The 24,056-nt window shown below is 65.1% G+C and carries 24 protein-coding genes and 1 tRNA gene; 11 read left to right on the top strand and 14 right to left on the bottom strand.

What is annotated here, in order from left to right; translation table 11 throughout:
* Nucleotides 1-108: 108 nt before the first annotated feature.
* Nucleotides 109-606, bottom strand: a complete 498-nt coding sequence (locus tag A6E15_RS04870) for a hypothetical protein (RefSeq protein ID WP_076144255.1) — start codon at nucleotides 604-606, stop codon at nucleotides 109-111.
* Nucleotides 607-685: 79 nt separating this feature from the next.
* On the opposite strand from A6E15_RS04870, the gene A6E15_RS04875 reads away from it, so the two are divergent.
* Genes A6E15_RS04875 through A6E15_RS04885 form a run of 3 tightly spaced genes read left to right on the top strand, consistent with a single transcriptional unit; the run spans nucleotide 686 to nucleotide 3,637 of the window.
* Nucleotides 686-2,113 carry a bifunctional ADP-dependent NAD(P)H-hydrate dehydratase/NAD(P)H-hydrate epimerase gene (locus tag A6E15_RS04875; RefSeq protein WP_076144257.1) on the top strand — a complete coding sequence of 476 codons (1,428 nt, stop codon included), beginning with the start codon at nucleotides 686-688 and terminating at the stop codon, nucleotides 2,111-2,113.
* On the top strand, nucleotides 2,106-2,627 hold the full coding sequence (moaC, locus tag A6E15_RS04880; RefSeq protein ID WP_076148193.1) for a cyclic pyranopterin monophosphate synthase MoaC: 522 nt from the start codon (nucleotides 2,106-2,108) through the stop codon (nucleotides 2,625-2,627). The genes A6E15_RS04875 and moaC overlap by 8 nt, the downstream gene beginning before the upstream one ends.
* Nucleotides 2,624-3,637, top strand: coding sequence for an NAD(P)H-dependent flavin oxidoreductase (locus A6E15_RS04885; protein ID WP_076144260.1), 1,014 nt, complete (start codon nucleotides 2,624-2,626; stop codon nucleotides 3,635-3,637). Before moaC ends, A6E15_RS04885 begins: the two co-directional genes overlap by 4 nt.
* Before the next feature lie 50 nt (nucleotides 3,638-3,687).
* Here A6E15_RS04885 and A6E15_RS04890 read toward each other — a convergent pair whose 3' ends face one another.
* The 5 genes from A6E15_RS04890 to A6E15_RS04910 form a co-directional block, all read right to left on the bottom strand.
* On the bottom strand, nucleotides 3,688-4,431 hold the full coding sequence (locus A6E15_RS04890; RefSeq protein ID WP_076144263.1) for a beta-ketoacyl-ACP reductase: 744 nt from the start codon (nucleotides 4,429-4,431) through the stop codon (nucleotides 3,688-3,690).
* A 108-nt stretch (nucleotides 4,432-4,539) separates the two neighbouring features.
* A complete protein-coding gene (gene phaC / locus A6E15_RS04895; protein ID WP_076144265.1) occupies nucleotides 4,540-6,048 on the bottom strand; it encodes a class III poly(R)-hydroxyalkanoic acid synthase subunit PhaC in 1,509 nt (502 codons plus the stop codon).
* Complete coding sequence (locus A6E15_RS04900) at nucleotides 6,045-6,593, bottom strand: poly(R)-hydroxyalkanoic acid synthase subunit PhaE (protein WP_076144268.1); 549 nt, start codon at nucleotides 6,591-6,593, stop codon at nucleotides 6,045-6,047. The genes phaC and A6E15_RS04900 overlap by 4 nt, the downstream gene beginning before the upstream one ends.
* Before the next feature lie 44 nt (nucleotides 6,594-6,637).
* On the bottom strand, nucleotides 6,638-7,123 hold the full coding sequence (locus A6E15_RS04905; RefSeq protein ID WP_076144270.1) for a hypothetical protein: 486 nt from the start codon (nucleotides 7,121-7,123) through the stop codon (nucleotides 6,638-6,640).
* Nucleotides 7,120-7,440 (bottom strand): AbrB/MazE/SpoVT family DNA-binding domain-containing protein, encoded by a 321-nt coding sequence (locus tag A6E15_RS04910; protein ID WP_066297119.1) that lies wholly within the window; start codon nucleotides 7,438-7,440, stop codon nucleotides 7,120-7,122. The genes A6E15_RS04905 and A6E15_RS04910 overlap by 4 nt, the downstream gene beginning before the upstream one ends.
* A 312-nt stretch (nucleotides 7,441-7,752) precedes the next feature.
* On the opposite strand from A6E15_RS04910, the gene A6E15_RS04915 reads away from it, so the two are divergent.
* The 3 genes from A6E15_RS04915 to cdd all read left to right on the top strand — a co-directional run bounded on the left by A6E15_RS04915 (nucleotide 7,753) and on the right by cdd (nucleotide 10,309).
* Nucleotides 7,753-8,394, top strand: a complete 642-nt coding sequence (locus tag A6E15_RS04915) for a MaoC family dehydratase (protein WP_076144272.1) — start codon at nucleotides 7,753-7,755, stop codon at nucleotides 8,392-8,394.
* A gap of 85 nt (nucleotides 8,395-8,479) precedes the next feature.
* Nucleotides 8,480-9,856: a phosphohexomutase domain-containing protein gene (locus A6E15_RS04920; protein WP_076144274.1), complete on the top strand. Its 1,377-nt coding sequence runs from the start codon at nucleotides 8,480-8,482 to the stop codon at nucleotides 9,854-9,856.
* 63 nt (nucleotides 9,857-9,919) lie between these two features.
* Nucleotides 9,920-10,309 carry a cytidine deaminase gene (gene cdd, locus A6E15_RS04925; RefSeq protein ID WP_076144276.1) on the top strand — a complete coding sequence of 130 codons (390 nt, stop codon included), beginning with the start codon at nucleotides 9,920-9,922 and terminating at the stop codon, nucleotides 10,307-10,309.
* 82 nt (nucleotides 10,310-10,391) lie between these two features.
* Here the strand turns inward: cdd and A6E15_RS04930 are convergent, their stop codons facing one another.
* Nucleotides 10,392-10,817: a DUF488 family protein, N3 subclade gene (locus A6E15_RS04930; protein WP_076144278.1), complete on the bottom strand. Its 426-nt coding sequence runs from the start codon at nucleotides 10,815-10,817 to the stop codon at nucleotides 10,392-10,394.
* 59 nt (nucleotides 10,818-10,876) lie between these two features.
* Here A6E15_RS04930 and A6E15_RS04935 point away from each other — a divergent pair, with 59 nt between their 5' ends.
* The gene (locus tag A6E15_RS04935) at nucleotides 10,877-11,698 is read left to right on the top strand and encodes a nucleoside phosphorylase (protein ID WP_076144280.1); all 822 of its coding nucleotides are present in this window, start codon (nucleotides 10,877-10,879) and stop codon (nucleotides 11,696-11,698) included.
* A gap of 20 nt (nucleotides 11,699-11,718) precedes the next feature.
* Here the strand turns inward: A6E15_RS04935 and A6E15_RS04940 are convergent, their stop codons facing one another.
* From A6E15_RS04940 to A6E15_RS04950, 3 genes are all read right to left on the bottom strand, one after another.
* The gene (locus A6E15_RS04940) at nucleotides 11,719-12,486 is read right to left on the bottom strand and encodes a mechanosensitive ion channel family protein (protein WP_076144282.1); all 768 of its coding nucleotides are present in this window, start codon (nucleotides 12,484-12,486) and stop codon (nucleotides 11,719-11,721) included.
* Between the two features lies 1 nt (nucleotide 12,487).
* Entirely contained in the window at nucleotides 12,488-13,300 is an 813-nt protein-coding gene (gene dacZ / locus A6E15_RS04945; RefSeq protein ID WP_076144284.1) for a diadenylate cyclase DacZ, read from the bottom strand.
* A gap of 108 nt (nucleotides 13,301-13,408) precedes the next feature.
* The gene (locus A6E15_RS04950; protein WP_076144286.1) at nucleotides 13,409-13,810 is read right to left on the bottom strand and encodes a hypothetical protein; all 402 of its coding nucleotides are present in this window, start codon (nucleotides 13,808-13,810) and stop codon (nucleotides 13,409-13,411) included.
* A 242-nt stretch (nucleotides 13,811-14,052) separates the two neighbouring features.
* Between A6E15_RS04950 and A6E15_RS04955 the strand changes: the two genes are divergently transcribed.
* A complete protein-coding gene (locus A6E15_RS04955) occupies nucleotides 14,053-14,289 on the top strand; it encodes a hypothetical protein (RefSeq protein ID WP_084177390.1) in 237 nt (78 codons plus the stop codon).
* A gap of 75 nt (nucleotides 14,290-14,364) precedes the next feature.
* On the opposite strand, the gene A6E15_RS04960 is transcribed toward A6E15_RS04955, so the two are convergent.
* The 3 genes from A6E15_RS04960 to A6E15_RS20795 form a co-directional block, all read right to left on the bottom strand.
* Nucleotides 14,365-18,270 (bottom strand): Eco57I restriction-modification methylase domain-containing protein, encoded by a 3,906-nt coding sequence (locus A6E15_RS04960; protein WP_076144288.1) that lies wholly within the window; start codon nucleotides 18,268-18,270, stop codon nucleotides 14,365-14,367.
* A gap of 229 nt (nucleotides 18,271-18,499) precedes the next feature.
* Nucleotides 18,500-18,584 (bottom strand) — tRNA-Leu (locus A6E15_RS04965).
* 57 nt (nucleotides 18,585-18,641) lie between these two features.
* Nucleotides 18,642-18,815 carry a hypothetical protein gene (locus tag A6E15_RS20795; RefSeq protein ID WP_175607209.1) on the bottom strand — a complete coding sequence of 58 codons (174 nt, stop codon included), beginning with the start codon at nucleotides 18,813-18,815 and terminating at the stop codon, nucleotides 18,642-18,644.
* A 458-nt stretch (nucleotides 18,816-19,273) separates the two neighbouring features.
* On the opposite strand from A6E15_RS20795, the gene A6E15_RS04970 reads away from it, so the two are divergent.
* Complete coding sequence (locus tag A6E15_RS04970; RefSeq protein WP_076144289.1) at nucleotides 19,274-19,582, top strand: transcription initiation factor IIB family protein; 309 nt, start codon at nucleotides 19,274-19,276, stop codon at nucleotides 19,580-19,582.
* A gap of 124 nt (nucleotides 19,583-19,706) precedes the next feature.
* On the opposite strand, the gene A6E15_RS04975 is transcribed toward A6E15_RS04970, so the two are convergent.
* Nucleotides 19,707-20,174 (bottom strand): phosphopantetheine adenylyltransferase, encoded by a 468-nt coding sequence (locus A6E15_RS04975; protein ID WP_076144291.1) that lies wholly within the window; start codon nucleotides 20,172-20,174, stop codon nucleotides 19,707-19,709.
* Nucleotides 20,175-20,322: 148 nt separating this feature from the next.
* On the opposite strand from A6E15_RS04975, the gene A6E15_RS04980 reads away from it, so the two are divergent.
* Nucleotides 20,323-22,578, top strand: a complete 2,256-nt coding sequence (locus A6E15_RS04980) for an NADP-dependent malic enzyme (protein ID WP_076144293.1) — start codon at nucleotides 20,323-20,325, stop codon at nucleotides 22,576-22,578.
* A gap of 4 nt (nucleotides 22,579-22,582) precedes the next feature.
* Entirely contained in the window at nucleotides 22,583-24,016 is a 1,434-nt protein-coding gene (locus A6E15_RS04985) for an outer membrane protein assembly factor BamB family protein (protein WP_076144296.1), read from the top strand.
* Nucleotides 24,017-24,056 lie beyond the last annotated feature (40 nt).

Raw genomic sequence — 24,056 nt, forward strand, 5'->3', positions numbered from 1 at the left:
AGGTGCGGAATTAAGTCGAATAATCGTTATCGAGTCGTCGTCTCGCGGGCCTCGGGGACACGTCTCATGGGCCGCTTCGGTGAGTGGAGTTCGCGGGGCACCGTCGGCTCACTCGGAATCCGGCAGGTGAGCCCCGAGCCACGGCGGCTCCTCGGTGTACGCCCACTCGGCCCAGTCGGCCTTCTCGCCGGCGTAGTAGGCGCGGTAGGCTGCGACCGGATCGCCGGGTCGCTTGTACTCATCCGGCATCGCCTGGGGGCGTGGCGTCGGCTCGTCGGACGGGAACTCGATCTCGTCGACGTCGATGCGTTCGATGACCGACCAGCTGGCGTGGGCCTCGTCCTTGTCGTAGCGCTCGACGAACTCCGCGTTGAGCGCCTCGGCGTGGTCGCGCAGCCGGAGCCAGTTGGCCCGCGATTCGGTGGCCCACTTCGTGACGGGGTGATCGACGTGGGTCGAGCCATAGAGGAACTCGGCCTCGAGGCCGTTCTCGCGGGCGGCGGTACACAGGACCTGCGCGGCCTCGAGCAGCAGCTTGTTGACGTGCTGATCGCAGTGGTACCGCGCTGCTTTCCGCGGGTCCTCGTCGAGCCAGAAGACGTTCACGGCGTGGCTGGGGACCGCGGCGATTTGAGGCTACCGGTCGTCCGCAATCTTCACCAGTCGGCCGGTCGAACCGGTAGCCATGATTACAGGCGAGCGGATGGCCGCCGTCGACGAGAACGCCGCGGCGCTCGGCGTCCCGCGAAAGCAGCTGATGGAGTCGAGCGGGCACGCCGTCGCCCGCGCGGTCCGCGAGGTCGCGGAGTCGGGCGCGAGCGTCGCGATCGTCGCCGGCCGCGGTAACAACGGCGGGGACGCGTTCGTCGCGGCCCGGTTTCTGGACGAGTATTCGGTCACGACGATCTTGCTGGGCCGAGCCGAGCGGATCGGCACCGAGATCGCCCGCGAGAACTGGGCGGCTCTCCAGCGGGCCGACTACGAGACGCGCGAGATCGCGGACTCGAGCGAGGTCGACCTTCCCGCGGCGGACGTGATCGTCGACGCGATGCTCGGCACCGGGATCAGCGGCGACCTCCGAGAGCCGGCCGCGACCGCGGCCGCGGCGATCAACGCCGCCGATGCGACGGTCGTCTCGGTCGACGTGCCCTCCGGGTTCGACGCCGACGGCGGCGACCACGCCGACAACGGCGTCGAGGCCGATCGGGTCGTCACCTTCCACGAGACGAAGCCGGGACTCGACGACCTCGAGGCGGAAGTGATGGTCGCGGACATCGGCATCCCGGCCGCCGCCGAGCGGTTCGTCGGGCCCGGCGACGTGAGCCTCGCGCGGCCGGACGGTCGCGAGGGACGACCCAACGTCATCGGCGGCGGTCCCTACACCGGCGCGCCGGCGCTGGCCGCACAGGCCGCCCTGCGGGCCGGCGCGGAGTTGTCTTTCGTCGCCGCGCCCGACTCCGTCGCCGGGGAGATTCAGGGTTACAGCGAGGACCTGATCGTCCAGCCCTACGACAGCGGGGTCCTCACGCCCGACGTGGCCGACGACCTCCTCGAGACGGCCGAGCGCTACGACAACGTCGTCGTCATCGGCCCCGGCCTCGGGACCGCCGACGAGACCCTCGAGGCGACCCGCCAGTTCCTCTCGGCCTACACGGGCCGGGCGGTCGTCGACGCCGACGCGCTCGCGGTCGTCCCCGAGATCGAGACCGACGCGACGCTGGTCTGTACGCCAAACCGCGGCGAACTGGCGCGGATGGGCGGTCCGGACACGGACGATCTGGCCGCCGCGGCCGACGAAATCGAGGCCTTCGCGGCCGACCTGGGACACGTCGTTCTCGCGAAGGGCGCGAACGACGTGATCACCGACGGCGAGCGCACGCGGATCAGCCGCTCGGGCACCGTCGGGATGACGGTCGGCGGCACCGGCGACACGCTCGCCGGGATCGTCGCGGCGTTGCTCGAACACGCCGGCCCGCTCGAGGCCGCCGCGGCGGGCGCCCACGTCAACGGGCTCGCGGGCGAACGGCTCGCCGAGCGCGAGGAGTACGGCTTCCTCGCGTCGGACATGCTCGCGGCGCTTCCCGCGGTCCTCTGGGGTGGTAGCGATGAGTGACGATCGTTCGGTCGACGGTGCGGGCGAGGGCAGCGCCGACGATCTCACGCACACCACCGCGGAGGGAGACGTTCAGATGGTCGACGTCGGCGACAAACCCGACAGCGAGCGCCGCGCCGTCGCGGCCGGCGAGATCCGTCTCCAACCCGCGACGATCGAGGCGATCCGGGCCGACGAGATCGGCAAGGGCGACGTCCTCGCGACCGCCCGTATCGGCGCGATTCAGGCAGTCAAACACACCTGGGAGACGATCCCGATGTGTCATCAGATCCCGATCACGAACGTCGACACCGAGTTCGACCTCGAGGAGGACCGCATCGAACTCCGGGTCGGCGTCGAGACCACCGGTAAGACCGGCTGCGAGATGGAGGCCCTCGAGGGCGTGACGACCGGCCTGAACGTCGTCTGGGACATGGTCAAGGCCGTCGAGAAGGACGCGGACGGCCAGTACCCCGACACCGGGATCGAGAACGTGCGGGTCCTCGAGAAGGAGAAACGACAGCGCGAGGAATGACGCTGGAGACGCCGCTCTGTGATCTGCTCGGAATCGAGTACCCGATCGTCCAGGCACCGATCGGGAGCGCGACGACCCCGGAACTCGCGGCGGCCGTCTCCGAGGCCGGCGGGCTGGGCCACCTCGCCGTCACGTGGCGCGACTGCGAGGAGACGCGGCGGGCGATCCGCGAGACTCGCGACCTGACCGACGAGCCGTTCGCGGTCAACCTCGCGCTGGACGAGGCGACGACGGTCGTCGACACCGAGGCCCACCTCGAGGCCGTCCTCGAGGCGGGCGCGCCGATCGTCACCCTCTCGTTCGGCGACGCCGCTCCGTACGTCGATCGGGTCCACGAGGCGGACGCGACGGTGATGCAGACGGTCGGCAGCGCCGAGGCGGCCCGCGAGGCCGTCGCCGCCGGCGTCGATGTCGTCGTCGCGCAGGGCCTCGAGGCCGGCGGCCACCTCCAGAGCGAGGTGGCGACGACGGCGCTCGTGCCGCGGGTTGCGGACGCGGTCGGCGACGCGGTGCCGATCGTCGCGGCCGGCGGGATCGCCGACGGACGTGGAATCGCCGCCGCGCTCGCGCTCGGGGCCGCGGGCGCGTGGCTCGGCACCCGATTCGTCGCGAGCGAGGAGGCGCGCGTCCACGACGCCTACCGACGCCGACTCGGCGAGAGCGACGAGACCGACACCGCTCACACGACGTTGTTCGACAAGGGCTGGCCGGGAACGCCACACCGAGTCCTCGAGAACGAGACCCTCGAGCGGTGGGAGCGCGAGGGACGGCCGCCGTCGGGCCACCGGCCTGGCGAACGCGACGTGGTCGCGACTCGCGACGGCGATCCGATCGAGCGCTACGACGAGGCGCTCGCGACGCCCGCCGTCGAGGGCGACATCGAGTCAATGGCGCTGTTCGCCGGCCAGAGCGTCGGGTTGGTCGACGAGAGCCGGCCCGCCGGCGCGCTCGTCGAGGAACTGGTCGCGGAAACGCGGGAAGCGATCTCGGGCCTTCCCGGTCGCTCCTGACTCGCGGGTCCGGCAACCGAGGCCCCATCGCAAGCGATCTCTTCGGTCGGTTAGAGATCCATTCCGCCGTTGACGTCGATCACTTCGCCGGTCACGTACGAGGAGTCCTCGCTGGCGAGAAATCGGACCACCGACGCGACGTCCTCGACCTCTGCCAGTCGCTCGAGCGGAATCTCCGCGATGATCCGGTCTAACACCTTGTCCGGGACGCTCTCGAGCATGTCGGTGGCGGTAAAGCCCGGCGCGACGCAGTTGGCCGTCGACCCGCCCTTCGCGAGTTCGAGGGCGATCGTTCGGGTGAAGCCGAACATGCCGCTTTTCGCGGCCGCGTAGTTGGCCTGGCCGTAGTTGCCCTGTTTGCCGACCACGCTCGAGATGTTGATCAGTCGGCCCTCCTCGGCGTTCCAGATATCGTCGTAGAACAGTTGGGTGCAGTTGAACATGCCGCCCAGATTGACGTCCATCACGCGGTTCCACTCCTCGGGAGACATCTCGGTGAACTGCTTGTCGGCCGTGATCCCCGCGTTGTTCACGAGGACGTCCGCCGGACCGAACGCCTCGTGGCAGACTTCGACCATGTTCTCGACCGCCGCGCGGTCGGAGACGTCGGCCTGGGCCGCGACGGCCTCGCCGCCGGACGATTCGATGGCGTCGACCGCCTCGTGTGCTGCGGTTTCCGAGGACCGGTAGTTGATGACGACGTTCGCCCCCTCCTCGCCGAGGTACTCGGCGATGCCGCGACCGATCCCCTTCGCCGAGCCCGTAATAACGCAAGTGCGACCATCCATGGACATAACTCGCACATTCGACGGCCGACGGTAAATAACGACCTGTTAGCTATCAGGACTGTGAGGGTGAGGACAACCGGAGACGAACCGAATATCCCGTCGTCGACGCCGCCGTCAGCGCTCTCGAGCCTGCTCGATCCAGTCTTCGATCCGGTTCGGCGAGATCCCCGTCTCGGCGGCGAGGTCGGCGGCGTCGGCGTCGGCCAACTCCGCGACCGTCTCGACCCCGGCCCCGGCGAGCGCCTCTGCGTAGGCCTCGCCGACGCCCCGGAGATCGGTGAGGTCGTCGGGTTCGGACTCGATCTCCTCGTCCGAGCGGTCCTCGCCGTGGAACTCGCTCGTCGCGGCGTCGATATCCGTCCCCGTCTCGACGTCGATGCCGCCGTCGGCGAGGTCGCCGGCTCCCGATTCGTCGCCGGCAACGTCCCCGGCCGGCCCTGCGTCCGCGGTTTCGAGTTCGGTAGTCGGCGGTTCGGACTCGGCGTCTCGCGGCTCGTCGCCGCTCGATCGATCCGAGGCGCGTGACGGTTCGTCCGTCCCGTTCGAACGCGCCTCGAACCAGTCACAGACCTCCGGCCAGAGTTCCGCGTGGCTTCGCGAGGAGACGGACATGCCGATGTGTCCCGTCGCGAACTCGAGGATCTCGGTGTCGTCCGAGGCGATCGCGTCGTTGAACGGCTTGGAAGCCGCCGGCGGGATGAGGTGGTCGTACTCCGCGACGATCTGGAGGACGGGCATGTCGACGTTGGCGAGATCGACGTGTTCGCCGCCCAGCCGGAGTTCGTTCTCGTAGAGTTTGTTCTCCTGGTAGATGTCGCGGATGAACTCCTCGTAGGCCTCGCCGGCGACGTCGATCCCCTCGTCGAGCCACCGTTCCATCCGGGCGAAGTTCTCGACGAAGTCCTCGTCCTCCATGTTGTCGTAGAAGCGGACGTACTTCGTCACGTTGTTCGCGACCGGGTCCATCAGGGCGAAGCCGACGTCCAAGAACTCGGCGGGGACGTTGTCGAACGTCGCCGTGACCGTCTCGGGGTCGTAGTAGTCTTCGCTGCCCCACAGTTCGAGGACGCCGCCGTCGCCGTCGAAGCAGAGCCCGGCGGCCATCAGCGCCAGGTTCTCGACTTTCTCGGGGTACAGGGAGGCGTACATGGCCGATTTCGTCCCGCCCATGCAGTAGCCGAGGATGTTGATCGACTCCCGGTCCGATCGGTCGCGGACCACGTCGACGCAGTTGTCGATGTACCGGTTGACGTAGTCGTCGAGGCCGAGGGTCCGGTCCAGCTTGGAGGGTTCGCCCCAGTCGATCAGGTAGACGTCGAAGCCGGCCTCGAGCAGCGTCTGGACCACGGACCGATCGGGCTGAAGATCGAGGATGTAGGGCTTGTTGATCAGCGCGTAGACGACGAGGATGGGGATGTCGTGTTGCTCCTCCGTCATCGGCTCGTAGTGGAGGAGCCGGAGTTTGTTCTCCTCGTAGACGACCTCGCTGGGCGTTTGCCCGACGCCGACGTTCTCGACGGTTTCGGTCCGGTCGGGTGCGACACCGGTTTTCTCGGCCAGGTCGGCGGTCGCCTCCCAGGCCTGCCGTTGCATGTTCAGGGCGGTGGCGAAGGGGTTCTTCATTGCTCCTCTAGGTGAACGAGAACGCGGTCGAGTTTCTCCTCGACGGCGTGCTGGCGGCGCTCGAGTTCGACCAGCCGATCGCCGACCTCGACGACGTCGTTCTCGGTCGCGAAGCCGAGCGTGTGCAGCGTCTCCTGGGCGGCCTCGTCGGCCTGCTGTTGTAGTTCGAGGACGTCGCCGACCGTTTCGCCGGTCATCTTGGCGAAGGCGGTCGTCGACATGACGTCCTTGAACGCCTCGTTGGCCGTGTTGAGCCAGATGTCGCGGAACTCGTCGATATCGACGTCCTCGCCCTCGAGCTGGTCGTTCATCCGATCGACCATCTGCTGGGAGGCGTTCATCCACGTCTCGTAGGCGCGGGCGTAGCCCTCGACGCCGTCGGAGAGTTCCTCCTCCTCGCTCAGTTCACCGACGCTTTCGGACCAGCGCTCGACGAACTGGGCCTGCGCTTCCATGTTGTCCTCGAGTGCGTCGAGGAACTGCTCGTTCCACTGTTCGGCGAACGCGCTCCAGTCTCCTGCCCGGGGCTGGTGTTGGTCAGACATATGCGGGAATTGGGGATGGTGGGTGAAAAACGGGAGGGCCCGATTCAGGCCGACGCGTCGAACTCGTCGGCGGCGGTCTCGACGTTGTCGGCGACGGACTCGACGTTTTCCTCGACCTGTTCGTGGGCTTCGAGGGCGGCGTCGAACGACGAGTCGACGACTTCGGAGTAGTTCGCGGCGAACTCCTCGTAGGCGAGTTCGGACTCCTCGAGGGCCTCGAGGACGGCCTCGAGCGACTGCGACTGGGCCTCGGTCGCGGAGTCGAAGCCCTCGTCGACGAGGTCGCGGAGGTCGTCGAACTCGGCGGCCTCCTCGGGCATCGACGCCTCGAGGGCGTCGAAGTAGGCGTGGACTGCGCCCTTGGTCAGTTCGGCGTTGGACTCGGCCAGCGAGCCCGACGTCTCGACGACGTCGGCGACGGCGCTGATCGAGGCGCGCTGGGCCTCGAGGGCTTCGTGGGCGAACGACTGGCTCTGTTCGAGTGCGGTGCGCTGTGCGTCGAAGACTGCGGTGAATGGGTTCTGGGTCATGAGTGGTCCTCTCGGTTGCGTTTGACGGGGACGACGATCGTCTGGACGATATCGCCCTCCTCGATGTCGAGGGCGTCCCGTTCGGGTTCGGGAATACTGATCCGACCGCCGCTCTGGACGCGGGCCTTGAACGTCGCCGTGCCCATGTTCATCGGGCCGAACGCCGACGTGTCCTCGAGCGGGTTCGCCGAGCTGGCCTGTAGCAACTGTTTCATCATCTCCTGCTGGGACTGGGCAACCTGCTCGCCCGCTTCCTGCATCTGCTCGGTAAACATCGCAGGCGGGAACCAGGGCGATCGGTCGGAGTCGTCCGTCATCAACAGTACCTTGGCTCGCGGACATGATAAGGCTTTCCACTAGATACCATCTGTTGCCATTGAGCGGTTCCGAGAGGGGACGAGTCGTTGCCGGGTCGCGTCGCCAGTCCGTCCGGGCGGTCACCCCGTCTCGAGCGGGCCGCGTGAGTGCCGACCGCTCATCGGTCACGGCCGTCTCGACGACGGAACGACCCCGGAATACGACCCGGTCGTAATCGAGTCTTACGGCGGTTTGTCGCCGGTAAAACGAGCTTGGCTCGGCCGGAAACCAGCCAAAGAAGTCATATACGTCCCTCGCTTAGCCGCTCGTAGATGTCACACGAGCACACTGGGGGTGAGAACTTCGCCGCCATGACCGACGCCTGGTCGGCGATGACTCGGGGGTTCCTCCGAACCGCGACCGCGGCCAACCGAGCGGCCGTCTCCGCGATGGTTCCCGTCGCCGCCGACGGCGACCACGGTTCCGACGCCGACAGGATCGCGCCGCCGATCCCCTCCATCGAGTACTCCGATCTCGACTGGGGGTTCGACCGCACCGTCGACGACCCCGACGGGATCAGCGTCGGCGACACCGTCACCTTCGAGAAGGCACTGACCGACGAGGACGTCCGGGCGTTCGCCGCGGTCAGCGGCGACACGAACCGGCTCCACCTGGACGAGGGCTTCGCCGCCGACACCCGCTTCGGCGAGCGCATCGTCCACGGCACGCTCGTCTCCGGCCTCATCAGTGCCGCCCTCGCTCGCCTCCCGGGGCTGACGATCTACCTCTCGCAGGATCTGGAGTTCAGCGGCCCCGTCGGGATCGGCGATCGGGTCTCCGCCCGCGTCGAGATCGTCGAGGCCCTCGGCAACGACCAGTACCGCCTCGAGACGGTCGTCCGCAACGAGGACGACGACGCGACCGTGATCGACGGCGAGGCCGTCGTACTGATCGACGACCTGCCCGCGGAGTAATCCCCTTTTCGCCCGGCGTCGGCTCCGCTCGTCGTCCGCAACGCGTTGCAACGTTGCTAAGTGGCTGCTCGCGGAACGGGCGCGTATGACTCTCTTCGGAACCGCGGGGATTCGGGGCCCCGTCGACGAAGTAACACCGTCGCTCGCGCTCGCCGTCGGGCAGGCCGCCGCCGAACCAGAGACGACGTTCGTCGTCGGCCGCGACGGCCGGGAGACAGGCCCGGCGCTCGCCGCGGCGATGGAGGCCGGCCTCGAGAGCGCCGGGGCCGACGTGCGCCGCGTTGGACGGGTGCCGACGCCCGCACTGGCCTACGCCTCGCGCGGTCGACAGGGCGTGATGATCACCGCCAGCCACAACCCGCCCGCGGACAACGGAATCAAGCTCTTCGCCGACGGCGTCGAGTACGACAGCGACGCCGAGCGGGCCGTCGACGAGGCCGTCGCGGCCGACGACGGCCCCGTCCACTGGGACGAGTGGGGCGACGGCGAACGTCTCGCCGTCCTCTCCGAGTATCGCGACGCGGTCACCGACTACGTCCGGGAGCGGTTCGCCGACGCCGCGACCCCGGCGGACCCGCTCGAGGGACTGCGGATCGCCGTCGACTGCGGGAACGGCGTCGGCGCGCTCGCGACGCCGCAGGTCCTCGAGCGCCTCGGCGCGACGGTCGTCGCGGTCAACGCCTCCGTCGACGGCCACTTCCCCGGCCGGGGGAGCAAGCCGACCCCGGAGACGCTCTCGGAGTTCTCGGCGTTCCTCGCGGACGGCGAGTTCGACCTCGGCCTCGCTCACGACGGCGACGCGGACCGACTGGTCGTCCTCGGTCCCGACGGCGACGTGATCCACGAGGACACGATCCTCGCGGTGGTCGCGGCCCGTTACGCGGCCGACAGCGACGCCGACGACCCCGTCGTCGTCACGACGCCCAACGCCTCCGCCCGCATCGACGAGCGGGTCCGCGCGGCCGGCGGCCGGGTCGAGCGCGTCCGGCTCGGGGCGCTCCACGAGGGGATCGCGAGGGAGCGCGATCGCGGCTCGGCCGACACCGAGGTCGCGTTCGCCGCCGAGCCCTGGAAACACATCCACACCGCCTTCGGCGGCTGGATCGACGGCGTCGCGAGCGCCGCGGTCGTCGCCGCGGTCGTCGCCGCGGCCGGCGACACCGACCGGCTCCGGGAGCCCGTCACCGAACGTCCCTACCGGAAAGTCAGCCTCGACTGTCCCGACGCGGCCAAGGCCGACGCCGTGACCGCCCTCGAGACCGACCTGCCCGACGCGTTCCCCGAGGCCACCGTCGACACCGACTACGGCGTCCGCCTCGAGTTCGAGGACGCCTCGTGGCTGCTGGTTCGCCCGAGCGGCACCGAACCCTACGTGCGCCTCTACGCCGAGAGCGAGTCGGTCGACGACCTCGTCGACGAGGCGAGCGCGGTCGTCGAGTCGGCGGTCGAGGACGCCCGATAGCGGTCGCCGACGACCGGCGTCGGAGCCGACATCCTTTGGTCCCCGCCGGTCGAACCGACTCCCATGACCGACTTGATCGCGGCCGCTCGCGACGCACAGGACCGGGCCCACGTCCCCTACTCCGAGTACCGCGTCGGCGCCGCCCTCGAGACGGCCGACGGCGCGGTCTTCACCGGCTGTAACCTCGAGAACGCCAACTACAGCAACAGCCTCCACGCCGAGGAGGTCGCGGTCGCGGAGGCGGTCAAGAACGGCCACCGCGAGTTCGCCCGGCTCGCGGTCAGTTCCGGGCGGCGCGACGGCGTCACGCCCTGTGGGATGTGCCGCCAGACGCTGGCGGAGTTCTGCGACGACGATCTCACCGTGATCTGTGACGAGGGCGGCGACGAGGTGACCGAGTACACGCTTGGCGAACTCCTGCCGAACACGATCACCGAAGAGACACTCGAGTGACGGCTCGGGCCACTGCCGTCGAACCCGCCGTCGCGGCTCGGAGCCGCCGGTCGATCGATGCCGGCCCCGAGACGGATTCGACTCACCTCTCGAGGAACTCCCGGAGGATCGTCCGGTGACACCGCTTCTTTTCGGTGTTTTCGTCACAGACCAGCGCCAGCGACTCGCCCGATGCCGACCGCTCGGAGAGCGCTCCGATCGCCGCCCGCGCGTCGCCGTCGTCCTCGAGGTGGTCGCGATACGCCTCCTCGAACCCGACCCGCTCCCAGGCGGCGTTGTGGGCACCCTCCTCGCAGAGCCCCTGCAGCTTCATGTCCGCCTCGGCGTCGCGCATCGACTCGAGGAGCGGTTCCGGAGGCCCGAGTTCGGGCAGGTTCTCGTCGACGGCCGCGTGGAACCACGAGGTCGGCCGACGGACGACGCCGATCCGGGTCGCGTCGGCGGGCAGATCGACCAACCCGTGCTGGATCGCCGCGACGTGGGCGTCCGCGAGCGTCCCGCGTGCCATACCGTCGCTAGGTTCGCCCCGGATTTATATACAGCGTCGACCCGAACCGCCGCTATTCGATGACTCGAGACAGCGAAGATCCGAACGCCGACGAACAGTACCACCTCGAGGTCGGCCCCGATGACGTGGCCGACACCGTGTTGCTGCCGGGCAACCCCGAACGCCTCGAGAAGATCGTGGCGTTCTGGGACGACCACGAGATCCGCGGCCACCACCGGGAGTACCGCACCGCAACGGGAACGTACGAGGGGACGCCGATCTCGGTCACCTCGACCGGGATCGGCAGTCCGTCGGCCGCCATCGCCGTCGAGGAACTGGCCCGGATCGGCGTCGACACGTTCCTTCGGGTCGGCTCCTGCGGCGCGATCCAGCCCGACATGGCGGTCGGCGATCTGGTGATCACGACGGGCGCGGTCCGCCAGGAGGGGACCAGCGACGAGTACGTCCGCGAGGACTACCCGGCCGCCGCAGACGGCGAGGTCGTCTCTGCGCTGGTCGCCGCCGCCGAGCGGCTGGGCTACGACTACCACACCGGCGTGACGATGAGTTCGGACTCGTTCTACGCGGGCCAGGGGCGGCCCGGATTCGACGGCTTCGAGGCCGCCGGTTCGGACGCGCTGGTCGACGAACTCAAAGCGGCGAACGTCAAGAACATCGAGATGGAGGCCAGCGCCGTCCTGACGCTGGCGAACCTCTACGGGCTCCGGGCCGGTGCGGTCTGTACCGTCTACGCCAACCGCGAGACCGGCGCGTTCCGGACCGAGGGCGAGTCACGGGCCGCCGAAACCGCGACGCTCGCGACGCGCCTGCTGGCGAAAATGGACGCCGTCAAACGCGAGGCGGGTGTCGACCGCTGGCACGCCGGCCTCTCGCTCGAGTGACGGACCGGCGACGGCCCGCTTCAGTCTCGCATCCGGACGATCCCGTCCTCGAAGACCTTCCGGTTGGGGACGATGTACTCCTCGGAGTCGTCCTCGATCTTGGTGACGAAGAGATCGACCTCCTGGACGATGCCGGTCTGGTCGCCGATCCGGACCTCGTCGCCGATCCCGTAGGGCTGGTTCAGAAGCAGGTAGATCCCCGCCGCGCTCGAGACGAGGAAGTCCTTGAAGGCGACGGTGCCGACGATGACGATGCCGACGGCGTAGACCGTCAACAGGATCAAGAGCGCGAGGACGTGGACGCCGACCTGCCCCAGGGCGATGATGAAGGTGACGTAGAGGACGGAGTACTTGACCACTTTCGGGATGACCGACACCTCGGGGAGCTTGACGCCCCGGAGGTACTCGCTGACGATCAGCTCCGACTTGTCCGCGACGATGAAGCCGAGAATGAGAACGAGGACAGCGATGAACAGTTGGGGGACGAACTCCGTGACCCGCAGCCAGAAGGCGTCGGTGTCGAGCAACTGGGCGATGTGGATCGCGGTCAGCACCGCGATGCCGTAGATGAACCACGAACTCAGGCGGGCGACGATCTCGACCGTCGAGGTGCCGATCGACTGGGCGGTCCGCTCGAAGGGGGTCCCCTCGACGGCCTCGGGGACGCCCGAGGCCGAGAGCAGTTCTTCGTTGAGTCGGCCGACCAGATAGCCGACGACGAGTCCGAGCGCCAGCACCGCCGCCGCGATGACGGCCGGTTCGTTGAGGAGCGGCTGCCACGCTACCATATCAGTACGCCTCCGGATCGACCTCCAGGATGAGTTCTCCGGCCTTGAACGCCCGGACGAGGCCGTCGCTCTCCGAGAGGACGATCGCGATCGCGTTCGTGTCCCGAGTGATCGCACCGCCGGCCATGTGGCGCGCGCCCAGCCCCTTCGGAATGTCGACCCCCTCCGCCGAGGGCTCGAGGTAGCGATACGCCGAGACGATCTTGCCCGCGTCGGAGATTATGAAAGCGCCGTCGAGCCGCGAGAACTCCTTGAGCATCACGTTGACGATCGGATCGCCGACGTGGACGTGGGACTTCTCGAAGGGGTTGTAGGAAAGCGGCCGGGACTTGTTCATCACCTTGCCCGCGTCGCCGACGACGAACAGCGCGCCGACCGGCTTGCCCTTCTGGCCCTTCTTGCCCAGTTCGATCGCCACCTCCAGCACCGACTTGACCACTTCCGGGTCCGCGCGGGACTTGACGAACAGGTCGTAGATTCCCGTCCGGGTCTCCGCGTCGGCCCGCACCCGCGAGACGGTATCGATTCCGTCCTCGAAGACGCTGGTCGCACAGGCCACCTCGTCGCCGTCCTCGATCACGCCCTGTTCGAGGGCCCCCTCGAGGCCGTACCGGATCCGTTCGGAGACGTTCTCGAACTCGAGGGGGAGTTCGACGAACGTCTCCGCGCCGACGGCGTTTTCGGTCCCGACGACGATCACGTCGAGGTCCTCGATCTCCACGAACTGCTCGTAGTAAGAGCCGCTGGGTGAGAAGAGTACGACCGCATCGACACTCGCAAAGAGGTCCCCGAACACGTCGTCTAACCCAGCCATTGACCATACAACCTGTGTCTGCCCGAATAAGCGTTATGGAGCGTCTGACGCTTGTCTGTCGTTTCTCTCCGTGCCTATCGATCGAAACGATCGGTGGCGTCGGTTGGATTACTGCTCGTCGGCGTCGCCGTGGTCGCGTTGGTACGCGATCGGGTCGGGGCCGTGGACGACGGAGCCCCCGCCGCCGCTGGTCCGGATCATCGACGCGGTACCGTCGTCCCGGTCGGTCGTCACGCCCTCGCGGACGGGGCGTCCCGCCAGCGCTCGCCGGGCGAACGCGGCTTCAGAGCGGATCTCCCGCAGGTGCCGGGTCGCGTCCCGTCGCCACTCCTGCTCGCGATCGTCGGCGTCGGCGGTCGCCTCGACCGCCGCCAGCAGGTTGCGACTGATCGCTTCGATCGCTCCGAGGCGTTCGCTGTACCCCTCGAGCGACGCCGCTCGCGCGTCAGTTTCGGTCGATTCGTCCGGTCGATCGGGGGCGTCGGACCCCCGCGAGTCGTCGGTTGGCATTGGTCGTTATGGGGATGGAAACGTGTGGGCATTGATCTCGAGTTCTTCGGGTCGGCTTGTCTGTCCATCACGCTTCCCGGATAGATAATTTCACTGAATACACAAAAAACTACGCTTAAAGAATCTATCGAGTTTTCCAACCTATAATTGGAATGTTTGAAGGTAGTTGTTGACTATCTACTACATACTTTCATAGAACACTGTCCAGCATAGCTATACAGATGCGAAAGCGTGCTGAGTGGATGACACGGGCTGACGACGAGATATTGGAATACCTTGCATCAGAAACCGCCGGTACTCCGAAGGTGATCGCGGACGCTCTCGATCGGAGCAACGGTTACATCGGCGTTCGCTGCCGAAAACTCGCCTCGTACGGCCTCGTCGAGCGGCCATCGCGTGGGTTCTACGTGATTACCGACGCGGGGACGGCGTATCTCGAGGGTGAATTAGACGCGAGTACGTTATCGGACGACGAGTGACGTGCCTCGAGTGCGACCGTTGGATTCGAACTTGCGGTTAGAAGCGGAACAGGAACCCCGGGTATGATCGCCGGATCAGAACACTTCGAGATAGTCTTCGACGACCTCGCGCTCGTTCTCGGTCAGGTCGAACAGGTCGTACACTGCTTCGTCGATTTCGGCCTCGAGTGCCCCGATGTCGGTCTGTTGCACTTCGTCACGATCTGCTTCGAGTCGGTCGAGTAGTTCTTCAACACCGGCATCACTTCGTGGAATCGGGATGGTCATTTCCTCGCCGCTCTTGACGTTCCGCCCATCGACGGCGGCGTGAACGTACTCGGCTCGTCGCTTCCGTGCGTCCCGGTCATCGGAGTACATCGCTGGGTCGTTGATGGTGTCCGACCGACCGGCTTGGACCGTGAAGTTATCGTCCACGTCAGCTTGCACGTCGGCGTTGACCGGGTACCGTCGCGTCTGCCACTCGTAGGTGATGTAATCGAGTTCGCCGTCGTAGTCGCCGAGGTACGCCTCCGGGAAGCGGTCGGTCTTGTTCTCAATATGATGAACCGAAAGAATCTGCTCTACGGAACCTCGGATAGAAGTAAATTCACCATCGTCCGCTTCAACCATACATGGGACTGGTGTGATATACTGATTGAGATATTCGTAGAAGCCACCTGCTTTTACTGCCGATATATGTTTAAAGTAATAATCTAACACTTTTGAGTTTAGTTGTGCGGTCATCTCCTGTGCAATTTCTCCCCGGTCTTCGTCAAGAAGAACGGAATAAGGAGTAGTGAAGTACCATGTACCCTCTGTATCGGACATATAGGTGGCTTTATCCGAAATTTTCGAAAGAATGAGTTTTGGATGCTCAAACTTCTCTAAGTTTTGTGGCCTACTGTATTCGTACCACTCTTTGTCACCGAGACTTGAACGGTTCCTGAGTTCTTCTTTATGCTGCTCTAAGTAGTTCAGTGTAAGAGGAAGTTCAGACGACAATGTCTCTTCATCAATGAGTTCCGCTGTTTCTTCGTCATCTCCGGTTTCCTCCATCTGATATGGGTGTACAATGTGGAGTCCGCCCCATGTTACCTGCCAGCGTTCTACTTCTTTGCCGTCAATGAAGGGACGAAGAACATCTGTTTCAATCTCATATTCTTCTTCGCTACCCGTAGGTGAAATAGTTACAGTACTGCCCGAATCACTGGTAGTTACAATATCTGCATCGAGAACGTCAACAATATAGACTCCTTTTTTCCCGGTCATAATGCCTTGGAAGACAGCATCTGTGACTTCTCCTACAACTTGGTCGGCTTCTGATTCGATTTTCTTGAACACCTGCCATTCGTATTCAGGCATGACCGGCCATCGAGTTTCAGAAAGTCTCGATTGGGGATAATCAAAGATGTCTACGTAGTCATCACTATAGCCCGGATTGCCATATTCTTCTCTGATAGTCTCCACTACCTGCTCATCTAACTCTCTCCCACTCTCATCATCAATATTTGACTTGACTCGTCCACATCTTATAGAATTGCTCTCTCGAACTTCCTCGTCTCCCTCTATTTGAAGAACGGTGATAACAGGATAATTGGTAGCATCTTTGAAAACTCCTGAATCTCTGAAATCCTGAGTTTCTTTAATAACTGTATTGTCCTGAATGAGTTTACGTACACCCTTACCATAGTTAGCAACCATGAATTGATTCGGTGTGATAAATCCGAGTCTATCACCTTCGTTTAACCATTCTAAACTACGGTCAAAGAAGGGGCAATACAGGTCATATTGGCCAGTGGCAGAGTCTGGATATAAACTATCTATCATCTCTTTCTGTTCATCTGGGATGTTTTGGCTACTGACGTAGGGCGGGTTCCCGACCACGTAGTCGTACTCCATGTAGTTCTTGACGACGAGGGCCAGAACGGTGTCCTCGAACATCTTGAACAGCCGTCCGTCGTTGTGTTCCTCCTTGAGATACCGGACGTTCTCGAGCATATCGTTGACGTACGGCTCGAAGAAGTCCTCGACCCCATCGTATTCCCGCGAAGTGTAGTGATTGACGCGTTCTTCGAGGCCGCTCTGGTACGTCCAGTCGTATTCATCACCGAACTCCTCTGCCAGACGCATATGCGCCTTTACCGTGTCCAAGACGCCTTGCAGCGCCGCGAAATACTCGCCGAAGTTGCTCACACCGGTCTCCAACTGGATGGTATCGAAAAGCGGCATCCGCACGCGCCGAACGAGGAACCCGTCTTCCGTCTCGGCGGCCCCGTCCTCGTCCACTTCGACCGGTAGCGGAACGGGAATCCGAACGTCCTGTTCATCTTCGGTCATCGCGTCGAAGGTCAACTGCCGCGTGCTGTCGTCCCCAATATCGACCCCGGTAAGTTCTCGCTCGTTGCGAAGGGTGTCAGTGCGGTAGATCGGAAGCCGTCGAATAGTGTAAGACGGGTTCTGCTGCTTCGCTTTTCGGTACGCCGGGAGAATAGCGACCACGAACCGAATCTGGGCCATGAGGACAGCGAACGGATGGATGTCCAGCCCGACGATTCGCGGTCGCGTACAGAGATCCCGTAGGTGTTCCTCCCAGTCCGGATTGTCCTCGTAGTTCTCAACGTCATCGATGTAGCGCTCGACAGCTTCCACGAGGAACGTCCCGGACCCACAAGATGGGTCGATAAGCCGCTCGTTCGAGACACCGCGATTGTAGTCTACGCCGTCCATGATGTAGTCGATAACCGGTTGCGGCGTGTAGAACTCGCCGAGGGCCTTGCGCGTCTCTGGGTCGAAGTAGCGCTGGTAGAGGTCGCCGAGGAGGTCGCCCTCTACGTCCGCGAAGTCGAACCGCAAGACGTTGAAGAAGACCTCGGCGACGGCTCGACTGAAGCGGTCCCGCGTTGCTTCGCTGATTCGCTCGACCTCGCCCGTTCCCTCTGCGACGGCCTCGAACTGGTTCGGACCACTTTCGTGTCCACGGGATAGTTGCTCGACGTAGCCGTCGGTCCACCACACGAAAATGTCGTCCTGAAACAGCCCCTCGACCAACTGCTCTTGCATATCGTCGATGAGGTTGTCCGCCGCGACCGGGAACGCGTCGAGATTGATGCTGTCGCTGAAGCCCTGGAGGCCGCGGAAGTAGTCGTCCATCCCGTTGTAGCCCGTGCCGGCAAAGAAGTCGTGGTCCTCAGTGGCTTTGGCCAGCAGGAGCCGAGCGAGGAGTGCGTGACCACTCTCGAGACAGAACATGAAGTCCCGAAGCGATTGCTTGCCGTCGATAAACGGCTCCCACGAATCTGGGATGTTGTCATCGTCGGGAACATCGGCGTAGGTTGCTTCCCAGAAGTCGTATGCCCCCTTCACGAACTTCGCCTCCCGTTCGTCGCGGAGTTCCTGAAGCAGGTCCATCATCCCGATGACGAGGTCTGCGAAGGGACCGTCCTCCTCGAGCCGGAAGGTATCGAAGAAGTGTTCCTGGCCGAGTTCCGCTTGCTCGTCCAATGGAACCGGCTCGAGCCGTTCCAGGAACTGATTCACGTCCTCGGGGTCAGTGAGTTCGAACTCCCGTTTCTGGAGGGCGCTGACGAGATCACGCACCTCACTCTCGGTGACTGACTCGAGTGAGACGACGAGCATCGGACGGGTGTCACCACGCCGGTAGAGCCGAAGCATCTCGCCGTTGGTGAGGACGCCGTATTCCGCCCGGAGATGGTCCATGTAGTGGAACAGTTGATCTTCATTCGGTGGCAGGTCTCGTCCTGTCGTCTTGAACTCGTAGACCGCGGTAACGGCTTCGTTGGTATCCAGTGTGATATAGTCCGGTCGTCGATCATCCGGGAGCGTAAACTCGCTCCGGAGGTCCGTACCCGTTCCCTCGTAATCAAGTGCATCGTAGAACCCCTGCTCCAAAAACAGGTTTTCAACGTCCCGCTCGCTCATATCGTCGTTTGCGCTGTCGGCAATAGCCCGTAGAGAGTCGTGGACGGCGGCCGCATCTGGCATTATCGAACTCAATTCATCCGGCCATCAAAAAAGTACGCAAAGTGGAATGTCCGCGCTCTGCTGAATAGAAGCATTGCTTGCAGGCCGGTATAAACACCAATGACGGTAGATACGAAGTGCGCGGGACCGGATTCGAACAACGGGAAGACGGACTCGCTTCGCTTCGTCCGTCTTCTCTCGTTCGACTCCGCTGACCGCATTCTCCGCTCACGACGTTGTTCGCGGAGAATGCGCGGGACCGGATTCGAACCGGCGGACCCCTACGGGACAGCGTCCTAAGCGCTGCGCCGTTGGCCTAGCTTGGCTACCCGCGCTCGGTCTCGAGTTTTCACGAATCGAGTAAGTACCTGTCGGTCCGCGCCAAGCGGCGATCAACAGCGAGTCACCGGCTCCTCGGGCGACCAGTCCGGCGGGACGATAAACGTCACGTGTTCTGCATCCCGGAGCTGGTGTAACTCCGCGGCCCGTTCGGCCAGCGAGCGCTCCCGGTAGGACAGCTCGAGCCCGCAGCCGGTACAGACGAGTTTGCAGGTTGGCTCCGTCATGGGGTGGACTCGACACGCCGCGCGTCACTCGACCCGACGGCCGACGTGAGGTTAAGTAGTCGGCTCCTATAGTGGCAACTGAAACGATTGCCAGGCTGCTCGCAACGCTGTTGTGCGATCAGATGTGCAGTGACGGTCAGCTGCTATAGTAGCGCTTGAAACGGTTCACACCGATCGCAACGCTGTCCTGCGATCGGGTGTGCATTTGATTTTCAAGCGCTACTATACTATCGTCGAATCCGGCGCACGCGGTCCCGATGCCCCGTCGAACGTAAATCAAGTGTTGCGATCGGTAGTACTCTGTTGGAGGCGACGGGAGCCACAGACAGTCGCTGCACACCCGACCGCACGACGGCTGTGCGATCGGAGCCGAACGCGTTTCGACCGGTACGATATCGGCCGTCGACGCGGCCCGGCGCGACCGCACGTTTATGCCGTCCGAGCCGATACCCGGACGTATGCACAGCGCCCGGGATCGGGTCGAGTACGAGCCGTGGCTCGCGGAACTCGAGACGATCGCCGACCGGCTCGAGCTCTCGACGGAGGCCCGCTCGTGTGCGGCCGACCTCTTTCTGACCGACGTCCCCGAGTCGGATCGATCGAAGCGGGCGGTACTGGCCGCCAGTCTCTATGCCGGCTCGCTCGTCGCCGGCGACGGCCGCACGCAGGGCGCGGTCGCCGACGCCGCCGACGTCTCCCGGCTCTCGATCCAATCGCGCTGGAAGGAGTTGCTCGAGGCGGCGGGCCTCGAGCCGCCGCGCTGGTAATCGTTTCGTAGCGCGACCCAGGAGCGGGCTGTCCCGGCGTAACTGTACGATACGAAGCCGTATCGTCCGGTACTGTCCGACGGCAATCGATCGTCGACCCGGCGATCGCTCCTCGCGACGGCGCTTACTCCCCGTCGACGACCGCGCCGTGTTCGTCGATCTCACCGTGGACGATCCGGGTACTCGAGATGATGTCGCCGTCCTCGGCCAGGACGTGCGGGACGACGACGACCTCGAGCGGGTCGTGGCCCCGTTCGCGGCGGATCTCGTTGATACGTGTGCCGCCCTCGCGGGTCTCCGGCGAAACGACGAGATAGTCGTACTGCGGTTCCGTTGCGATCCCCGTGGGCGACTCGAGCATCCGAACTTCGAACGCGCGGTCGTGATCGGCCGCGATCGACTCGAGTTCCGACTCGAGGTTCCGTTTCCGTTCGTCGAACGACCGGACCCGCCGGTCGACGTCTCGTGTCTTCGGGGCGAGGTCGTCGCTGGTCAAGCCGACAGTCACGTCCCCGAGTTCGAACGCCCGTTCGAACAGCCGTCGATGGCCGTCATGAACGGGGTCGAAGGTCCCACCAAGCGCGACGTCCATACCCCACCACACTTCTGCGGAGCGTATAAAACGGTCGAATTTCCGTCTTTTACTCGGACGAACTGCGGCCGTGGGCTGCAGTGTATTTCGACGGTCGTCGAAACTCCCCTTCGCATTGTTTTTTGTAGTCGCCCACAGTGTCCCCGATATGGGATTAGACGAGGACGCACTCGAGTACCATCGGACCGATCCGCCGGGCAAGATCGAGATTTCGACGACGAAACCGACGAACACCCAACGCGACCTCTCGCTGGCGTACTCGCCGGGGGTCGCCGCGCCGTGTCTCGAGATCGACGACGACGAGACCGACGCCTACCAGTACACGGCCAAGGGCAACCTCGTCGGCGTCGTCTCGAACGGCTCGGCCGTTCTCGGGCTGGGCGACATCGGCGCACAGGCTTCCAAGCCCGTCATGGAGGGCAAGGGCGTGCTGTTCAAGCGCTTCGCCGACATCGACGTCTTCGACATCGAACTCGACGACTCGGACCCCGACAAGCTCGTCGAGGCGATCAAGATGATGGAGCCGACCTTCGGCGGGATCAACCTAGAGGACATCAAAGCGCCCGGCTGTTTCACCGTCGAGGAACGGTTGCGCGAGGAGATCGACATCCCCGTCTTCCACGACGATCAGCACGGCACCGCGATCATCTCCGGGGCCGCGCTGCTCAACGCCGCCGACATCGCCGGCAAGAGCCTGGAGGAACTCGAGGTCGTCTTCTCGGGTGCGGGGGCGAGCGCCATCGCGACGGCGCGTTTCTACGTCTCGCTGGGCGTCCGGAAGGAGAATATCACGATGTGTGACTCCTCGGGGATCATCACCGAGGAACGCGCCGCGGCGGGCGAGGTCAACGAGTACAAACAGCAGTTCGCCCGCGACGTGCCCGAGGGCGGACTTGCGGACGCGATGGAGGGGGCCGACGTCTTCGTCGGGCTCTCGATCGGCGGCATCGTCTCCCAGGAGATGATCCAGTCGATGGCGTCGGACCCGATCGTCTTCGCGATGGCGAATCCGGATCCCGAGATCGGCTACGAGGAGGCCAAGGCGGCCCGCGACGACACCGTCATCATGGCCACCGGCCGCTCGGACTACCCGAACCAGGTCAACAACGTCCTCGGGTTCCCCTTCATCTTCCGCGGGGCCCTCGACGTGCGCGCGACCGAGATCAACGAGGAGATGAAAGTCGCCTGCGCCGAGGCGCTGGCCGAACTCGCCAGACAGGACGTCCCGGACGCGGTCGTCAAGGCCTACGGCGACGAGCCGATCCAGTACGGCCCCGACTACATCATCCCCAAGCCCGTCGACCCTCGCGTCCTCTTCCGCGTCGCGCCGGCGATCGCCGAGGCGGCGATGGAATCCGGTGCCGCACGCACCGAACTCGACCTCGACGAGTACGAGGAGCAACTCGAGGCTCGACTCGGCAAGTCTCGCGAGATGATGCGGGTCGTTCTCAACAAGGCCAAGAGCGATCCCAAGACGGTCGCCCTGGCGGAGGGCGAAAACGAGAAGATGATCCGGGCGGCCTACCAGATCCAGGAGCAGGGGATCGCCCTGCCGGTCCTGATCGGCGACGAAGACGAGATCAAGCAGACGTCGGCGAACCTCGGGCTGGACTTCGATCCGACCGTCGCCGATCCTTCCGTCGGCGACTACGAGGAGTACGCCGACCGACTCCACGAACTGCGGGCCCGCAAGGGGATCACGCGCAGCGAAGCCGGCGAACTCATCGAGCGCGACTCGAACTACTTCGGCAGCGTGATGGTCGAACAGGGCGACGCCGACGCCCTGCTGACGGGCCTCTCGCATCACTACCCCTCGGCGTTGCGGCCGCCGCTGCAGGTGATCGGCACCGACGACGACGTCGACTACGCCGCGGGCGTCTACATGCTGACGTTCAAGAACCGCGTGATCTTCGTCGCCGACGCGACGGTCAACCAGGACCCAAACGAGGAGGTCCTCGCGGAGGTCACCAAACAGACCGGCAAGCTGGCGCGGCGGTTCAACATCGAACCCCGCGCGGCCCTGCTGTCGTACTCGAACTTCGGCAGCGTCGACAACGAGGGGACCCGCAAACCGCGCAAGGCGGCGAAGCTGTTGCAGGACGACCCCGAGGTCGACTTCACGGTCGACGGCGAGATGCAGGCCGACACCGCCGTCGTCGAGGACATCCTCGAGGGCACCTACGGGTTCTCCGAACTCGAAGAGCCCGCGAACGTGCTGGTCTTCCCGAACCTCGAGTCGGGAAACATCGGCTACAAGCTGCTCCAGCGACTCGGCGGGGCCGACGCCATCGGCCCGATGCTGGTCGGGATGGACGAGCCGGTTCACGTCCTCCAGCGGGGCGACGAGGTCAAGGACATCGTGAACCTGGCTGGCGTGGCGGTCGTCGACGCCCAGCAGGAGTAGACGCGTGAGCGAGCGCGCCGCGGATCGCCGAGCCGCCGACGCCGATCGCGACGGCGAGAGGGCCGCGACTGCGCGCGTCACCCGGCGGCAACTGCTCGGGACCGCCGGCACGGCTGGCGTCGTCGGACTGGCCGGCTGTGCCGACCGCCAGTACCGCTCGCCGGCGGACTGTTCGGCGATCACTGCCGCCGCGAACGACGCGGACGGCTACGTTCCCCTGCCGGCCGACGAGGGCACCTCGATGTTCCGGCGGGGCCTGCGTCGGTACGGGTACTACCCCGAGGAGACCGTCCCGGACGCGGTTCGAGTCGACTGGTCGTTCCCGACCAACCGGATCGGCCACACCGCGGCCAAGTCGACGCCGCGACCGACGCCGGACGGCGAGACGGTCCTCGTCGCCAGCGACACCGGCCGAATCGACGCCGTCACGCCGACCGGCGAGGAGCGCTGGCACCTCGAGACGGGTGCCTCGCGGAGCCTTGGCTTTCACGGCACGCCGGCGATCGTCGACGGCGTCGCGTATCTCGGCGGCTACGACGGCGACTGTTACGCCATCGACATCGGCTCCGGCGACGTGATCTGGCGGACCACCGCCCGCGAGTTCGGCGGTGCGATCGCGATCGGCTCGAGTCCCGCGTACGTCGACGGCTCGCTGTACCTGCTCACCGAACACAAGCATCCCGCCAGCGGAACGGTGTGGGAACTCGACGCCGCGACCGGCACCCCGACGTGGAGTGACGATCGGCTGTGGGGAATGCCCCACCCCTCGCCCGCGATCGATTGTGAGACCGGCCGGCTCGTCACGGGCTCGAACGACGGCGTCGTCTACTGCTGGGAGTTTCCCTCGCTCGAGTTCGCGTGGTCGTTTCAGGCGGGCGGCGAGGGCGGCCCCGACGGGAAGTCGATGGCCGGCGGGCGGTTCAACCTCGGCGCGCAGATCAAGGGGACGATCCCGGTCTACGACGGCGCGGCGTTCGTCGGCTCGTGGGACGGCCGGTTCTACCGGCTCGACCTCGCGGACGGCAGCGAGGAGTGGTCGTTCGACACCGGCGACGTCGTCATGTCGAATCCGGCGATCGATCCCGAGGCGGGAGTCGTCTACGTCGGGGGCGACGATCATCACGTCTACGCGCTCGATACCGACAGCGGCGAGGAGTTGTGGTCTGCCAACGTGGGCGGGCACGTCATCGGCTCGCTCACGGCCACCGCGGAGACGATCCTCGTCGGCTCCTACGACACGCACCTGTACGCGCTCGATCGCGAGACCGGCGACCGGCGCTGGCGGGTCGCGAACCGCGGCCACGTCACCAGCGGTGCGATCCCCCGCGACGGGCGGATCTACTACGCCGAGCGCGGCGTCTTCTCGAACTACTACAGCGACGAGGAGACGACCCTCGAGGAGCCCGGCCGCGCCTACTGTCTGGTCGCAGACGAGTGACCGAGCGGCGAGCGCGCCGGCGGTCCGCCGACGGGGTGTA

It is taken from the genome of Natrinema saccharevitans, from assembly GCF_001953745.1.
Lineage (GTDB): Archaea > Halobacteriota > Halobacteria > Halobacteriales > Natrialbaceae > Natrinema > Natrinema saccharevitans.

Coding starts and splice junctions, on each gene's coding strand:
- A6E15_RS04955 (WP_084177390.1), top strand. CDS start 14,053: ATGACACGGGCTGACGACGAGATATTGGAATACCTTGCATCAGAAACC.
- A6E15_RS04960 (WP_076144288.1), bottom strand. CDS start 18,270: ATGCCAGATGCGGCCGCCGTCCACGACTCTCTACGGGCTATTGCCGAC.
- A6E15_RS04900 (WP_076144268.1), bottom strand. CDS start 6,593: ATGTCTGACCAACACCAGCCCCGGGCAGGAGACTGGAGCGCGTTCGCC.
- A6E15_RS04975 (WP_076144291.1), bottom strand. CDS start 20,174: ATGGACGTCGCGCTTGGTGGGACCTTCGACCCCGTTCATGACGGCCAT.
- A6E15_RS04980 (WP_076144293.1), top strand. CDS start 20,323: ATGGGATTAGACGAGGACGCACTCGAGTACCATCGGACCGATCCGCCG.
- A6E15_RS04940 (WP_076144282.1), bottom strand. CDS start 12,486: ATGGTAGCGTGGCAGCCGCTCCTCAACGAACCGGCCGTCATCGCGGCG.
- A6E15_RS04930 (WP_076144278.1), bottom strand. CDS start 10,817: ATGGCACGCGGGACGCTCGCGGACGCCCACGTCGCGGCGATCCAGCAC.
- A6E15_RS04970 (WP_076144289.1), top strand. CDS start 19,274: ATGCACAGCGCCCGGGATCGGGTCGAGTACGAGCCGTGGCTCGCGGAA.
- A6E15_RS04910 (WP_066297119.1), bottom strand. CDS start 7,440: ATGACGGACGACTCCGACCGATCGCCCTGGTTCCCGCCTGCGATGTTT.
- A6E15_RS04905 (WP_076144270.1), bottom strand. CDS start 7,123: ATGACCCAGAACCCATTCACCGCAGTCTTCGACGCACAGCGCACCGCA.
- cdd (WP_076144276.1), top strand. CDS start 9,920: ATGACCGACTTGATCGCGGCCGCTCGCGACGCACAGGACCGGGCCCAC.
- A6E15_RS20795 (WP_175607209.1), bottom strand. CDS start 18,815: ATGACGGAGCCAACCTGCAAACTCGTCTGTACCGGCTGCGGGCTCGAG.
- A6E15_RS04915 (WP_076144272.1), top strand. CDS start 7,753: ATGTCACACGAGCACACTGGGGGTGAGAACTTCGCCGCCATGACCGAC.
- A6E15_RS04885 (WP_076144260.1), top strand. CDS start 2,624: ATGACGCTGGAGACGCCGCTCTGTGATCTGCTCGGAATCGAGTACCCG.
- A6E15_RS04890 (WP_076144263.1), bottom strand. CDS start 4,431: ATGTCCATGGATGGTCGCACTTGCGTTATTACGGGCTCGGCGAAGGGG.
- A6E15_RS04950 (WP_076144286.1), bottom strand. CDS start 13,810: ATGCCAACCGACGACTCGCGGGGGTCCGACGCCCCCGATCGACCGGAC.
- A6E15_RS04920 (WP_076144274.1), top strand. CDS start 8,480: ATGACTCTCTTCGGAACCGCGGGGATTCGGGGCCCCGTCGACGAAGTA.
- A6E15_RS04875 (WP_076144257.1), top strand. CDS start 686: ATGATTACAGGCGAGCGGATGGCCGCCGTCGACGAGAACGCCGCGGCG.
- phaC (WP_076144265.1), bottom strand. CDS start 6,048: ATGAAGAACCCCTTCGCCACCGCCCTGAACATGCAACGGCAGGCCTGG.
- A6E15_RS04935 (WP_076144280.1), top strand. CDS start 10,877: ATGACTCGAGACAGCGAAGATCCGAACGCCGACGAACAGTACCACCTC.
- moaC (WP_076148193.1), top strand. CDS start 2,106: ATGAGTGACGATCGTTCGGTCGACGGTGCGGGCGAGGGCAGCGCCGAC.
- dacZ (WP_076144284.1), bottom strand. CDS start 13,300: ATGGCTGGGTTAGACGACGTGTTCGGGGACCTCTTTGCGAGTGTCGAT.